This is a genomic window from Streptomyces sp. NBC_00299, from assembly GCF_036173045.1.
Classification (GTDB): Bacteria; Actinomycetota; Actinomycetes; order Streptomycetales; family Streptomycetaceae; genus Streptomyces; species Streptomyces machairae.
In genome coordinates this window covers 1,979,129-1,992,107 of record NZ_CP108039.1, presented here as the reverse complement: position 1 = coordinate 1,992,107, position 12,979 = coordinate 1,979,129, and the positions used below count along the sequence as shown (strand labels likewise).

The window sequence follows — 12,979 nt, the reverse complement described above, 5'->3', positions numbered from 1 at the left end:
GGCGCGACAGGACGTTCGCGCCGCCGGACGGGGTCTGGAGGGGGTTCGGGACCGCGGCGGTTGCGACGGAACCGGATGCTCCTTCCCTCAGGTCGAAGAAGGAGACCGGGACCTTCACCACCGCACTGGCTCGCACGCCGCCGCGGTCCTCGTGTTGCCCGCGCCCGGGCCGATCGACCACCCCTCATCCGGGTCGATCGGCGTCGATGCGCGAGCGATGCGTCCGGCTCATGACCTCCCGTCAGGAGACGGACGCAGCCTCGGGGTTCAGTCCTCGCGCAGGGCGCGGACCGCCTCCTCCACGCGCTTGCCGTACTCCGGGTCGGCGGCGTGGAAGTGGGCCAGGTTCTTCTCGATCACGTCGTCGCGGGAGACCTGGGACAGGCCGCCGGCGATGTTCGCGATCAGACGGGACTTCTCCTCGGCGGACATCAGGCGGTACAGCTCGCCGGCCTGGAAGAAGTGGTCGTCCTTGGTGTGGAGCGGGGCCTCGTGGGTGCCCGTGTGGCCGGTCACCGCGAGCGGGGCCGACAGCGGGCGGCCGGTCTCGACCGGGCCGTCGTAGGAGTTCGGCTCGTAGTTCTTCGCCCCGCGGCCCTGGGAGTTGGCCGCCATGAAGCCGTCGCGGCCGTAGTTCTGCGCCGTCGTGGCCCTGGGGGCGTTCACGGCCAGCAGGGTGTGGTTGACGCCCAGACGGTAGCGGTGGGCGTCCGCGTAGGCGAACAGCCGGCCCTGGAGCATCTTGTCGGGGGAGGGGCCGATGCCCGGCACGAAGTTGTTCGGGGAGAACGCGGCCTGCTCGACCTCGGCGAAGACGTTGTCCGGGTTGCGGTCCAGGACCAGCCGGCCCACGCGCTGCAGCGGGTAGTCCTTGTGCGGCCACACCTTGGTGAGGTCGAACGGGTTGAAGCGGTAGTCGGCCGCCTCGGCCGCCGGCATGAGCTGGACGTAGAGCGTCCACGACGGGTGCACGCCCCGCTCGATCGCCTGGAGCAGGTCGGTCTGGTGGGAGTTGGCGTCCTTGCCCGCGAGCTCGGCCCCCTGCTCGGAGGACAGGCAGCGGATGCCCTGGTTCGTCTTGAAGTGGTACTTGACGAAGAAGGCCTCGCCCTCGGCGTTCGTCCACTGGTAGGTGTGCGAGCCGTAGCCGTTCATGTGGCGGTACGACGCCGGGATGCCGCGGTCGCCCATCAGCCAGGTCACCTGGTGCGTGGCCTCGGGGGCGTGCGCCCAGAAGTCCCAGACGTTGTCCGGCTCCTGCTTGCCGGTGAACGGGTCGCGCTTCTGCGAGTGGATGAAGTCGGGGAACTTGATCGGGTCCTTGATGAAGAACACCGGGGTGTTGTTCCCGACGAGGTCGTAGTTGCCCTCGGCCGTATAGAACTTGAGCGCGAAACCGCGCGGGTCGCGCACCGCGTCCGCACCGCCGAGGCTGTCGGCCACGGTCGAGAAACGCAGGAACACCTCGGTCCGCTTGCCCACCGCGCTCAGGAAATCGGCGTGGGTGAAGCCGGTGACGTCGTCGGTCACCTCGAAGTGGCCGTACGCGCCGGAGCCACGGGCGTGCACCACGCGCTCCGGAATGCGCTCGCGGTTGAAGCGCGCCAGCTTCTCCAGCAGGTGCTGGTCCTGGAGCAGGAGCGGGCCGCCGACGCCGGCGGAGGCTGAGTTCTGGTTGTCGGCGACCGGGGCGCCGGACTCGGTGGTGAGCACGCGCTTCGACATCGTGGACCTTCCGTGCGGGTGTCAGCGGAAAACTGTTTCCGCTTTGTGGAGCCTAGAAGTGGGGCGAGCGGGCGTCAACAGTTTGTTGAATTGAATCAACTTTTTGTTGAAGGAGATTCCGGGCCGCGGCGGCGCCTGGGCGCGACAGGACAGGTGTCAGCGCCGCCGCGGCCCGGAAGTGTGGGGGCAGGCCCGGATCAGACCTGGGCGCCGGACAGACGCTCCACGGCCCGCAGCAGGGCCGAGTGGTCCAGTCCGCCGTCGCCCTGCGCACGCAGCGACGCGACCAGCTGGGCGACCACGGCACCGACCGGAAGGGCCGCGCCGACGTTGCGGGCGGCGTCCGTCACGATGCCCATGTCCTTGTGGTGCAGGTCGATACGGAAGCCGGGCTTGAAGTCCCGGTTCAGGAAGTTGTCCTTCTTCCGCGTCAGCACGGTCGAGCCCGCGAGACCGCCGTTGAGGACGTCCAGCGCCGCCTGGAGGTTCACGCCGGACTTCTCCAGGAAGACCACGGCCTCGGCGCACGCCTGGATGTTCACGGCGACGATCAGCTGGTTGGCCGCCTTCACGGTCTGACCCGAGCCGTGCGGACCGCACAGCACGATGGTCTTGCCGAGGGCGTCGAAGATCGGCTTCGCCTGGTCGAAGTCGGCCTGCTCGCCGCCGACCATGATCGACAGTACGGCCTCGATGGCACCGGCCTCGCCGCCGGACACGGGGGCGTCCAGGACGCGGATGCCCTTGTCCTTGGCCGCCTTCGCCAGGTCGACCGAGGTCTGCGGGGTGATCGAGGACATGTCGATCAGCAGCGCGCCGGACTTCGCGTTCTCCAGGATCCCGTCGGGGCCGTAGGAGATGGCCTCGACCTGCGGGGAGGCCGGCACCATCGTGAGGACGACATCGGCGTCCCGCACGGCCTCGGCGATCGAACCGGCGACCGTGCCGCCGGCGGCGGCCAGGCGGTCCAGCTTGTCCTGCTCCAGGGTGAAGCCGGTGACGTCGTAACCCGCCTTGATCAGGTTCTCGGACATGGGGGAGCCCATGATGCCGAGGCCGATCCAGGCGATCTTGGGAAGGTTGCTCATGATGGGGGTACCTCTCTGAACTGCTGTTGTGCGTCTAAGAGTTGGCGCCGGTCAGCGGCAATCAGCCCGTCCGGCGTTCGAGGGCGAGGCCCGTTCAGGGTCGAAGCGGGGGTCTGGGGCGGCGGCCCCAGGGTGTTCAGCGGGCCGAGCGGTGTTCTGCCGGCAGCCACTCGAAGGCCTCCGCACTCGGCCTGTCGCCCGGCTTGTACTCCAGGCCGACCCAGCCCTCGTAGCCCGCCTTCGCCAGCTGGTCCAACAGGTCCTCCAGCGGCAGCGCCCCCGTGCCCGGCGCGCCACGGCCCGGGTTGTCGGCGATCTGGACGTGGCCGGTCTTCGAGGCGTACTGCTCGATCACCGCAGGCAGGTCCTCGCCGTTCATGGACAGGTGGTACAGGTCCATGAGGAACTTCGCGTTCCCCAGCCCCGTCGCCTCGTTGACCCGGTCCACGATGCCGACCGCGGCCGGCGCGCTGACCAGCGGGTACAGCGGCGACTCCGGCTGGTTCAGCGCCTCGACGAGGAGAATCGCGCCGATCCGGTCGGCCGCCCGCGCCGCGAGAACCAGGTTCTCCAGCGCGAGAGCGTCCTGCTCGGCCGGGTCCACGCCCTCGACGCGGTTGCCGTACAGGGCGTTGAGCGCCGTGCAGCCCAGCGAGGCCGCGAAGTCCGCCGCCACGTCGATGTTGGCGCGGAACCTCTCCGACTCCTCGCCCGGGAGCGACAGGGCGCCGCGGTCGGGGCCGGGCAGCTGACCGGCGTAGAAGTTCAGGCCGGTGAGCTGGACGCCCGCGTCCTCGATCGCCTTCTTCAGGGCGTCGAGCTCGGACTGCTCGGGGGTGGGGGAGTCGATCCAGGGCCACCACAGCTCGACCGCGGTGAAGCCGGCCGCGGCGGCGGCCGCGGGGCGCTCCAGCAACGGGAGTTCCGTGAAGAGGATCGACAGGTTGACGTTGAAGCGCTGCTCTGCGAATCCCATGTCGCCGGCGCTCCCTTCCGTTGTCGAGATTCCATATAGCGGAAGTTAGTTTCTGCGTACTGGAAGATTGCCGTCGTGTGTCGTGGCTTGTCAAGGGGGCTCGTACCGTCGAAGAGGGGGCTGCCCGAACATTCGCGCGCGCGTTAGGTTGAGCGCGTGCGATTGAGAGTGGAGTTCACGACCGAGCCCTTCGACCTCGACGAAGCGCCCGCGCATGCGGTGGTCGCCCGTGAGGTCGTCGAGGCTGCCGAGCTGGACGCGGTGGATGTCGGCCCGTTCGGCAACACGGCGGAGGGCGGCGCCGACGCCGTGCTCACCGCTGTGGACGCCCTGCTGCGCAAGACCCTGGAGGCAGGCGCCACCCGGATCTCGCTCCAGGTCAACGTGGTCGGGGAGGGCGAGGAGTGACCGGCACCGGGGACGAGCCCTTCATCGCGGCCGTGAAGCCGCTGGTCGACGCCATGGGTGGCGAGATACTCCCGCCGGACGAGGCCGGACCCGAGGATGTCGTGCTCTCCTGGGAGGGTGCCGACGTCGTCGCCGTACGCCTGCCCCAGCTGGCGGACTCCCTGGATCACATCCTGGCCGCCATGGAGCGCAGGCAGGGCAAGCCGCTGGCCGACCTGGACCGCAAGGACAAGCAGGAGGTCGTGCGGATACTGGAGGCGCGCGGCGCCTTCTCCGTGCGGCACGGTGTGGAAACCGTGGCGAGCGCGCTCGGCGTCAGTCGCTTCACGGTTTACAACTACCTCAACCGTGAAAAGGGTGCCTGACGTGGCCTGACTCGGGAGACGGGGCGACTGCGGCGCCCCGCCCGGTTTCGGTACCGCGAATTTTCAACAAAGTGTTGACGTCTCGTCGTCGTAGGGCGTTAGCTATCGGCACGCCCGTTCAGCACGAAGGCCCTTCGCGGCCACGGAGGCTCCCGTGACGTCGAATTCCACGCCCCCGGGCCTGGCCCGGTTCAACGCCCTGGAGGAGCACGCGGCCCACGCCGCGCTCCATGAGGCGTGCGCCTCCAGCACCTGGGCGAAGCACCTGCTGGTCGCCCGCCCCTACGCCACCGCCGACGACCTCTACGCCGCCAGTGACGCCGCCATGGCCGAGCTGACCGCCGAGGACCTGGCCGAGGCGATGGCCGGGCACCCGCCCATCGGCCGCCCCAAGCCCGGCGACCCGACCTCGTCCCGGGAACAGCGCGGCATGGCCGGCGCCTCCGAGGAGCTCAAGGCGGAGATGCTGGAACTGAACCTCGCCTACCAGGAGAAGTTCGGCCACGTCTTCCTGATCTGCGCCACCGGCCGGACCGGTGAGCAGATGCGCGACGCGGTCAAGGAACGGATCGGCAACGCGCCGGAGCAGGAGCGGGAGATCGTCCGCACCGAGCTGGGCAAGATCAACCGTATCCGGCTCGCCCGGCTCGTCGACGAAGACTGATCTTCGAGGAAGACCGAAGAGGACGCCTGACCATGAGCACCAGCACCACCGCCTCCGTGTCCACCCACATCCTGGACACCAGCATCGGCCGCCCCGCCGAGGCCGTCGCCGTCCAGCTCGCAGCCCGCACCGGCCGCGGCGCGGACTGGCAGACGCTCGGCGGCTCCGCGACCGACGCGGACGGGCGGTGCAAGGACCTGCCGGCGCTGCCGGAGGGCACCACACACGTACGGCTCGACTTCGCCGTGGAGCCGTATTTCGAGAAGAAGCAAGCCGATGCGCAGCAGGACGCCCCCGCGAATCGGGACAGCGGTGCCGTGTTCTTCCCCGAGGTGGCGATCACCTTCGCCGTGAACCCCGGGGAGCATTACCACGTGCCGCTGCTGCTCAACCCGTTCGGCTACTCCGTTTACCGAGGGAGCTAGCAGACATGCCCACGATCCTGGGACAGAACCAGTACGGCAAGGCCGAGAACCGAGTCGTAAAGATCACGCGGGACGGCGCCACCCACCACATCAAGGACCTGAACGTCTCCGTCGCTCTCTCCGGCGACATGGACGAGGTCCACTACTCCGGCTCCAACGCCAACGTCCTGCCGACCGACACCACCAAGAACACGGTGTACGCGTTCGCCAAGGAGTACGGCATCGAGTCGGCCGAGCAGTTCGGCATCCACCTCGCCCGCCACTTCGTCACCTCGCAGGAGCCGATCCAGCAGGCCCGGATCCGTATCGAGGAGTACGCGTGGGAGCGGATCGAGGCCGCCGACGCCAACTCTCAGTTCATCGGCTCCGACGAGGTCAAGCACTCCTTCGTCCGCAAGGGCCAGGAGACGCGGGTCACGCAGATCACCTACGACGGTGAGAAGTGGGAGGTCATATCCGGCCTCAAGGACCTCGTCGTGATGAACTCGACCAACTCCGAGTTCTGGGGCTACGTCAAGGACAAGTACACGACGCTCAAGGAGGCCTACGACCGCATCCTGGCCACCCAGGTCTCCGGTCGCTGGCGGTTCAACTGGACCGACGACGAGCAGCGGATGCCCAACTGGGAGAAGTCCTACGAGCAGACCAGGAAGCACATGCTCCAGGCCTTCGCCGAGACCTACTCGCTCTCGCTGCAGCAGACCCTGTACCAAATGGGCTCGCGCATCATCAACAACCGCAGCGAGATCGACGAGGTCCGCTTCTCCCTCCCGAACAAGCACCACTTCCTGGTGGACCTGGAGCCGTTCGGGCTGAAGAACGACAACGAGGTGTACTTCGCCGCCGACCGCCCCTACGGCCTGATCGAGGCCACCATCCTGCGGGACGGCTGCGAGCCGAAGATCCCCGTGGACCTCACCAACCTGTAAGCCAGCAACTCCATTTCGGCACCCGCGGCCGGAGGAGCGAGCCTGAGAGGCTCCCCGGCCGCGGTACTCAAATCCCCCAGGGTCCTGCCGTGCCCTCCGCTTCAGCACACCTCGTCGAAAAGGGACGAATCATGGCAGCAGCCCAGCGCATCGTCATCGAGAACTGTTCGATCGCGACGGTGGACGCGAACGACACCGAGTACGCCACGGGTCACCTCGTCATCGCGGACAACCGCATCGAGTCGCTCGGCGCGGGCAAGGCACCCGAGGGCCTGGAGAACGTCGTACGCCGCATCGACGCCACCGGGCATCTGGTCACTCCCGGCCTGGTCAACACCCACCACCACTTCTACCAGTGGATCACGCGGGGCCTGGCCACGGACCACAACCTCTTCAACTGGCTCGTCGCCCTCTACCCGACGTGGGCGCGCATCGACGAGCAGATGGTGCGCTCGGCCGCGCAGGGCTCCCTGGCGATGATGGCCCGCGGTGGCGTGACCACCGCCATGGACCACCACTACGTCTACCCGCAGGGCTCCGGCGACCTCTCCGGCGCCATCATCGGCGCCGCCCGCGACATGGGTGTCCGCTTCACCCTCGCCCGCGGCTCGATGGACCGCAGCGAGAAGGACGGCGGGCTGCCGCCGGACTTCGCCGTCGAGACCCTCGAAGGCGCGCTGGCCGCCACCGAGGAGACCGTCAAGCAGCACCACGACTCCTCCTTCGACGCGATGACCCAGGTCGCCGTCGCCCCCTGCTCCCCGTTCTCCATCTCCACCGAGCTGCTCAAGCAGGGCGGCGAGCTGGCCCGCCGGCTCGGCGTGCGCATGCACACCCACGGCTCGGAGACCGTGGAGGAGGAGAAGTTCTGCCACGAGCTGTTCGGCATGGGCCCGACCGACTACTTCGAGTCCACCGGCTGGCTCGGCGAGGACGTGTGGATGGCGCACTGCGTCCACATGAACGACTCCGACATCGCCGCCTTCGCCCGGACGAAGACCGGTGTCGCCCACTGCCCGTCCTCCAACGCCCGCCTCGCCGCCGGTATCGCCCGCGTCCCCGACATGCTCGCGGCAGGCGTCCCGGTCGGCCTCGGCGTCGACGGCACCGCGTCCAACGAGTCCGGCGAGCTGCACACCGAACTGCGCAACGCCCTGCTCATCAACCGCCTCGGCGCCCACCGCGAGGCCGCCCTGAACGCGCGGCAGGCGCTGCGGCTCGGGACGTACGGCGGTGCCCAGGTCCTCGGCCGCGCCGCCGAGATCGGCTCGCTGGAGCCCGGCAAGCTTGCCGACCTCGTGCTGTGGAAGCTGGACACGCTCGCCCACGCCTCCATCGCCGACCCGGTCACCGCGCTGGTCTTCGGCGCGGCGGCCCCGGTCACCGCGTCCTTCGTGAACGGCCGGCAGATCGTGGAGGACGGACGTCTGAGCACGGCCGACGAGGACGCGATCGCCCGCTCGACCCGCGAAGAGGCACAGCGCCTGGCGAGGATCGCCGCGCAGTAGCTCCGCAGCACCGGCTCCGTGTCACCGCGGAGTGCTCCGTATCGCCGATACGGCACCTGAACACCGGCGGGGAGGGACGGCTCCCGGCCGGCAGCCGTGGACCCGAGCGGGGTCCATGGCGGCCGTCTCCGGGGCGCACGCCCATGCGTGCGCTCCGGAACGGTCACCGTTTCCCCCGGAACGGGCCCGTCCCCGGTCCCGCACGACCGCGCACCACCTCCCTGAAACCCACGTCGAGCCGCCGTGTAACCGACCGGAGGAGAGCCGCAGTGTCCGCCCAGTCCGTTCATCCAGTCGACGAGAAACTCCCCGCCCTGAAAATGGCGACCACCGGCCTTCAGCATGTGGCCGCAATGTACGCGGGAGTGGTCGCCCCACCCCTGATCGTCGGCGCGGCCATAGGCCTCTCCGCGACCGATCTGACCTTCCTCACCGGCGCCTGCCTGTTCACCGCGGGCCTCGCCACCTTCCTGCAGACCCTCGGGATATGGAAGATCGGCGCCCGGCTGCCGTTCGTCAACGGCGTCACCTTCGCCGGCGTCGCCCCCATGACCGCGATCGTCGCCTCCACCGAGGACAAGTCCGACGCCCTGCCGATCATCTTCGGCGCGGTGATCGTCGCCGGCCTCCTCGGCTTTGTCGCCGCCCCCTTCTTCAGCAAGGCGGTTCGCTTCTTCCCACCGGTCGTGACGGGCACGGTCATCACCCTGATCGGCATCTCGCTGCTCCCCGTCGCCTTCGGCTGGGCGCAGGGCCCCAACCCGGCCGCGGACGACTTCGGTTCGGCGACGAACCTGGGCCTGGCCGGCGGGACCCTGCTGATCGTCCTGCTCCTGCGCCGGTTCACCACGGGCTTCGTCAAGCAGATCGCCGTACTGCTCGGCCTGGTGGCGGGCACGCTGATCGCGATCCCGTTCGGTGTCACGGACTTCGGGCCCGTCGCGGACGCGGCCGTCATCGGCTTCCCGACCCCGTTCCACTTCGGTGCCCCGCAGTTCCAGCTCGCCGCGATCATCTCGCTGTGCGTGGTGATGGTGGTGTCGATGACCGAATCGACCGCCGACATGCTGGCGTTGGGTGAGATCGTCGACCGCCCGGCCGACGAGAAGACCATCGCGGCGGGCCTGCGCGCCGACACCCTCGGCTCGGCGATCAGCCCCCTCTTCAACGGCTTCATGTGCAGCGCCTTCGCGCAGAACATCGGCCTGGTCGCCATGACCAAGATCCGCAGCCGGTACGTCGTCGCCGCGGGCGGCGGCTTCCTGGTCCTGATGGGCCTGTGCCCGATGGCCGCGTCGCTCATCGCGGTCGTACCGCGCCCGGTGCTCGGCGGTGCGGGCGTGGTCCTGTTCGGCTCGGTGGCGGCCAGCGGCATCCAGACCCTGGTCCGGGCCGGCCTGGACCGGGACAACAACGTCCTGATCGTCGCCGTCTCACTGGCCGTCGGCATCGTCCCGATCACGGCGCCGGAGTTCTACCACGCCTTCCCGGAGACGGCGCGGATCGTCCTCGACTCCGGCATCTCGACGGGCTGTGTGGCGGCGGTGGCGCTCAACCTCGTCTTCAATCACCTCGGCAGGGGCCGCGACGCACAGGACGTCACCCACCCCATGGAGGCAGGGGAGGAGATCACCGGGGCGACCCGGGCCCCGGCCACGCCATGAGGTCGCCGAACAACTCGGCCTGCTCGACGGCGTCGTCCCACGCATGGTGCGTGTGACGGCGCCTCGACGGCGGCGTACCGCCCTGGCTGGCCACGCTGTATGTGCCCGGGCCCTCCCTGACGGAGGCCGTCGCCAGGCGTGGCCCGCTGCCGGTGCCCGCCGTGCTGTGGCTGATGGCGGGGGTGGCCGAGGCGCTGCAGGCCATCCACGGCGCGGGTGAGCCTGGACATGACGGTCTGGAAGGAAGCGGCCTAGTCGCCCCGGGGCGACATGCGATCGCCCCGGCAGAACTCCGGGAGTCCTGCCGGGGCGAGCGGTGTCCCTGTGGGGCCGGATCAGCGGGTGAAGGTCACCCGGTTCTCCTTCAGGGAACCGCAGTTGGAGCCGGTCACCTGCACGTACACGTTCTTGATGTGCCCGCCCCAGTCGACGCAGTGGCCCTTGCCGGTGACGTAGGTCGGTCCGGCGTACGACGTGAAGCTGCCGTTGTCCTCGTGGAACTCCTCGGTGTCGGGGACGTAGATCCACGCGGACATGTCCTGGGCGGTGCCCGGGTTCTTGCGGATGGTCACGACACAGTTCTCGCCGTTGGAGGCGTTGTACGTCAGGTAGACGGTGCCCAGCGTGCCGACGGGCGCCGAGTTCACGGTCTTGTAGGCGCTGCCGCAGACCTTCTGCGGGGTGGTGTTGGGCGCCGCGGAGGCGGGCGAGGCCAGAGCGGCCGTGCTCCCCACCATCAGGGCCGCCACTGCGGCGCCGGACAGAACAGAACGGGTGTATCGCATATTTCCCCCTGGTAACCATTGGAGTTGGTTGCTCCTGCATGATGTGACCCACGGGGTATCCGAATGGTTGTGCTCAGTTCTGCCGCGTTCGGAGGGCGACCGCCGCCAGTACCAGCGCGCCGATCGCGATCAACGTCCCTACCTGGAAGGCGAGTTGATAGCCCGCTGCCGTGGCGGCCACCAGTTCCGTGCCGCGCTCGCGCAGGCCGTCGGTGCGGCTCGCGGCCAGGACCGACAGCACCGCCAGGCCCAGTGAACCGCCCACCACCTGTGTGGTGTTGAAGAGCCCGGACGCCAGCCCCGCGTCCTCCTCGCGGGCACCCGACATCGCGAGCCCGGTCAGCGCGGGCATCGCCGCGGCGAAGCCGGCAGCGAGCAGAAGCAGCGGCGGGAGTACGTCGGTGAGGTACGAGCCGTCCACCGGCGCACGGCTCAGCAGCGCCATGCCCGCGACGATGAGGACCAGCCCCGCCAGCAGGACCCGGTACGCCCCGTAGTGCTCGACGGTCCGCGCCGACAGGCCCAGCATCAGCACGCCGATGGCGATCGGCGCCGGCAGGAACGCCGTACCGGTCAGCAACTCGCCGTAGCCCAGGACGCGTTGGACGTACAGCGCGCCGATGAACTGGAAGCCGTACATCGTCGCGATCATCAGGATCTGCACGGCGTTCGCGCCGCTCAGCAGCCGGGAGCCGAACAGGCGCAGCCGCAGCAGTGGACGAGCCGCCCGTGCCTGACGGAGCGTGAACGCCACGAACAGGGCGAGGGCCAGGGCGGCCAGCAGCCAGGTGGCGGTCAGGTCTCGGTCGCCGGCGCCGACGATGACGTACACCGTGAGCATCAGCGCGCCGGTGACCAGCGCCGCGCCCGGGTAGTCGGCGCCCTTGCCGAGCCCGGCGCCGCGGTCCGGCTCCAGCACCCGTAGCGCCGCGAGCAGCGCCACGATCCCGATCGGCAGGTTGATCAGGAAGATCCAGTGCCAGTTCAGGGCCTCGGTCAGCGCCCCGCCGAGGAAGGTGCCGAGTGCGCCGCCCGCCGCGCCGACCGCGCTGAACACCGCGATGGCGCGGGCCTGTTCACGCGGCTCGGGGAACAGCGCCACCAGCATGCCCAGCACCACGGCCGAGGTCATCGCCCCGCCCACGCCCTGCAGGGCGCGCGCCGCGATCAGCATGCCCTGCTCGGTCGCCACCCCACACAGCACGGAAGCCGCGGTGAACACGGCGAGCCCCGCCGTGAACATCCGCTTGCGGCCGACCAGGTCGCCGAGCCGGCCCGCCAGCAGCAGCAACCCGCCGAACGCAATCAGGTAGGCGTTGACGACCCAGGCGAGGCCCGGCCCCGAGAAGCCGAGGTCGGTCTGGACGGCGGGCATGGCGACCGTGACGATGTTGCCGTCCAGGATCGTCATCAGCGTTCCCGCGCACAGGACGACGAGGGACGCCCAGCGGGAGTACGTTCGGTGTGATGTCGGCGTCGGGGACTCGACGATGGCCGTCATGGCGGTCCTGCCTCCGGCTTCTCCAATGGTGCACGACTTGTAACGGGGTACATCGTGAGTGACCATGGGAGAGCGGCATAAGGAGGCAGTTGGATGTCCCAGAGGAACACCGGTGTAACCGTCCAGGCAGTGAACGCGCACGCGTGCCCGGTCCGCGAAGTTCTTGACAGGGTCTCCGGGAAGTGGAGCGTCCAGATCCTCGTCGCCGCCGCGCACGGACCCATCCGCTTCACCGAACTGGAGCGCAGCATCGAGGGCATCAGCCGCCGGATGCTGACCCTCACCCTGCGCAATCTGGAGCGCGACGGCCTCGTCACCCGCACCGTCCATCCGACGGTGCCGCCGAAGGTGGAATACGAACTGACACCGGTGGCGCGGGAGTTGCACGAGACCCTGCAGCGCCTGACCGACTGGGCCGAGCGGAACAGGGTCTACATCGCCCAGTCGCGTGCCACCTACGACGAGGAGCACGACAAGGAGCAGGTCTGACTACAGCCCGAACAGGCTCGGGTCCGTGGACAGTTCCTTGAAGTAGTCCTGCGGGTTCGCCACCAGCTTGCGCTCCTGCAGGTCCAGCAGCCCGCCGACACCCTTGAGTTCGGCCGCCACCGTGCCGTCGGCCTTGCTGATGGTCTGCAGGACACTGAACGTCCGGCCGCCCGACCACTCGAAGGCGCAGGTGATGTCCACCTCGTCACCGGCGAGGAGCTCACGCTTGTAGCGGACGGTCGTCTCCAGTGCGACAGGACCCACGCCCTTGCCTATCAGCCCCGTCTGGGTGATGCCCGCGGCCTGGAGCAGCGACCAGCGCGCGTGCTCGGCGTAGTTGATGTACACGCTCTGGTTGACGTGCCCCTGGGTGTCGGTCTCGTAGCCGCGGACGGTGACCCGGACGGAAAACTGCTCGCTCACTGCTTCCCCTTCTCGCCTTCGGTGCCCAG

Annotated in this window: 14 protein-coding genes; 8 read left to right on the top strand and 6 right to left on the bottom strand. The window is 69.2% G+C overall.

Annotated elements, in window-relative coordinates; all coding sequences use genetic code 11:
* Positions 1-267: 267 nt before the first annotated feature.
* The 3 genes from OHT51_RS08680 to OHT51_RS08670 form a co-directional block, all read right to left on the bottom strand.
* The gene (locus tag OHT51_RS08680) at positions 268-1,725 is read right to left on the bottom strand and encodes a catalase (protein ID WP_328878326.1); all 1,458 of its coding nucleotides are present in this window, start codon (positions 1,723-1,725) and stop codon (positions 268-270) included.
* Positions 1,726-1,922: 197 nt separating this feature from the next.
* Positions 1,923-2,813: a 2-hydroxy-3-oxopropionate reductase gene (locus OHT51_RS08675; protein ID WP_328878325.1), complete on the bottom strand. Its 891-nt coding sequence runs from the start codon at positions 2,811-2,813 to the stop codon at positions 1,923-1,925.
* 136 nt (positions 2,814-2,949) lie between these two features.
* Positions 2,950-3,789 carry a TIM barrel protein gene (locus OHT51_RS08670; protein WP_328878324.1) on the bottom strand — a complete coding sequence of 280 codons (840 nt, stop codon included), beginning with the start codon at positions 3,787-3,789 and terminating at the stop codon, positions 2,950-2,952.
* A 156-nt stretch (positions 3,790-3,945) separates the two neighbouring features.
* Here OHT51_RS08670 and OHT51_RS08665 point away from each other — a divergent pair, with 156 nt between their 5' ends.
* The 7 genes from OHT51_RS08665 to OHT51_RS08635 all read left to right on the top strand — a co-directional run bounded on the left by OHT51_RS08665 (position 3,946) and on the right by OHT51_RS08635 (position 9,752).
* Positions 3,946-4,197: a hypothetical protein gene (locus OHT51_RS08665; protein WP_328878323.1), complete on the top strand. Its 252-nt coding sequence runs from the start codon at positions 3,946-3,948 to the stop codon at positions 4,195-4,197.
* Positions 4,194-4,562 (top strand): helix-turn-helix domain-containing protein, encoded by a 369-nt coding sequence (locus OHT51_RS08660; RefSeq protein WP_328878322.1) that lies wholly within the window; start codon positions 4,194-4,196, stop codon positions 4,560-4,562. The genes OHT51_RS08665 and OHT51_RS08660 overlap by 4 nt, the downstream gene beginning before the upstream one ends.
* 154 nt (positions 4,563-4,716) lie before the next feature.
* Positions 4,717-5,226: a 2-oxo-4-hydroxy-4-carboxy-5-ureidoimidazoline decarboxylase gene (gene uraD, locus OHT51_RS08655; RefSeq protein WP_328878321.1), complete on the top strand. Its 510-nt coding sequence runs from the start codon at positions 4,717-4,719 to the stop codon at positions 5,224-5,226.
* Positions 5,227-5,258: 32 nt separating this feature from the next.
* Complete coding sequence (gene uraH / locus OHT51_RS08650; RefSeq protein WP_328878320.1) at positions 5,259-5,651, top strand: hydroxyisourate hydrolase; 393 nt, start codon at positions 5,259-5,261, stop codon at positions 5,649-5,651.
* Between the two features lie 5 nt (positions 5,652-5,656).
* Positions 5,657-6,580: a factor-independent urate hydroxylase gene (gene pucL / locus OHT51_RS08645; RefSeq protein WP_328878319.1), complete on the top strand. Its 924-nt coding sequence runs from the start codon at positions 5,657-5,659 to the stop codon at positions 6,578-6,580.
* Between the two features lie 131 nt (positions 6,581-6,711).
* The gene (locus tag OHT51_RS08640; RefSeq protein WP_328878318.1) at positions 6,712-8,088 is read left to right on the top strand and encodes an 8-oxoguanine deaminase; all 1,377 of its coding nucleotides are present in this window, start codon (positions 6,712-6,714) and stop codon (positions 8,086-8,088) included.
* 143 nt (positions 8,089-8,231) lie between these two features.
* Entirely contained in the window at positions 8,232-9,752 is a 1,521-nt protein-coding gene (locus OHT51_RS08635; RefSeq protein ID WP_443052435.1) for a nucleobase:cation symporter-2 family protein, read from the top strand.
* Positions 9,753-10,087: 335 nt separating this feature from the next.
* Here the strand turns inward: OHT51_RS08635 and OHT51_RS08630 are convergent, their stop codons facing one another.
* Positions 10,088-10,537 (bottom strand): spore-associated protein, encoded by a 450-nt coding sequence (locus OHT51_RS08630; protein ID WP_328878317.1) that lies wholly within the window; start codon positions 10,535-10,537, stop codon positions 10,088-10,090.
* 73 nt (positions 10,538-10,610) lie between these two features.
* Positions 10,611-12,038: an MFS transporter gene (locus OHT51_RS08625; RefSeq protein ID WP_328878316.1), complete on the bottom strand. Its 1,428-nt coding sequence runs from the start codon at positions 12,036-12,038 to the stop codon at positions 10,611-10,613.
* Between the two features lie 93 nt (positions 12,039-12,131).
* Here OHT51_RS08625 and OHT51_RS08620 point away from each other — a divergent pair, with 93 nt between their 5' ends.
* The gene (locus OHT51_RS08620; RefSeq protein ID WP_328878315.1) at positions 12,132-12,527 is read left to right on the top strand and encodes a winged helix-turn-helix transcriptional regulator; all 396 of its coding nucleotides are present in this window, start codon (positions 12,132-12,134) and stop codon (positions 12,525-12,527) included.
* Here the strand turns inward: OHT51_RS08620 and OHT51_RS08615 are convergent, their stop codons facing one another.
* On the bottom strand, positions 12,528-12,950 hold the full coding sequence (locus tag OHT51_RS08615) for an acyl-CoA thioesterase (RefSeq protein WP_328878314.1): 423 nt from the start codon (positions 12,948-12,950) through the stop codon (positions 12,528-12,530).
* Positions 12,951-12,979: the final 29 nt, after the last annotated feature.

What these genes read in the sequence shown, in the direction of transcription:
- OHT51_RS08630 (WP_328878317.1), bottom strand. Translation starts at nt 10,537, where the DNA reads ATGCGATACACCCGTTCTGTTCTGTCCGGCGCCGCAGTGGCGGCCCTG.
- OHT51_RS08675 (WP_328878325.1), bottom strand. Translation starts at nt 2,813, where the DNA reads ATGAGCAACCTTCCCAAGATCGCCTGGATCGGCCTCGGCATCATGGGC.
- OHT51_RS08680 (WP_328878326.1), bottom strand. Translation starts at nt 1,725, where the DNA reads ATGTCGAAGCGCGTGCTCACCACCGAGTCCGGCGCCCCGGTCGCCGAC.
- OHT51_RS08640 (WP_328878318.1), top strand. Translation starts at nt 6,712, where the DNA reads ATGGCAGCAGCCCAGCGCATCGTCATCGAGAACTGTTCGATCGCGACG.
- OHT51_RS08635 (WP_443052435.1), top strand. Translation starts at nt 8,232, where the DNA reads ATGCGTGCGCTCCGGAACGGTCACCGTTTCCCCCGGAACGGGCCCGTC.
- pucL (WP_328878319.1), top strand. Translation starts at nt 5,657, where the DNA reads ATGCCCACGATCCTGGGACAGAACCAGTACGGCAAGGCCGAGAACCGA.
- OHT51_RS08620 (WP_328878315.1), top strand. Translation starts at nt 12,132, where the DNA reads ATGTCCCAGAGGAACACCGGTGTAACCGTCCAGGCAGTGAACGCGCAC.
- OHT51_RS08625 (WP_328878316.1), bottom strand. Translation starts at nt 12,038, where the DNA reads ATGACGGCCATCGTCGAGTCCCCGACGCCGACATCACACCGAACGTAC.
- uraH (WP_328878320.1), top strand. Translation starts at nt 5,259, where the DNA reads ATGAGCACCAGCACCACCGCCTCCGTGTCCACCCACATCCTGGACACC.
- OHT51_RS08670 (WP_328878324.1), bottom strand. Translation starts at nt 3,789, where the DNA reads ATGGGATTCGCAGAGCAGCGCTTCAACGTCAACCTGTCGATCCTCTTC.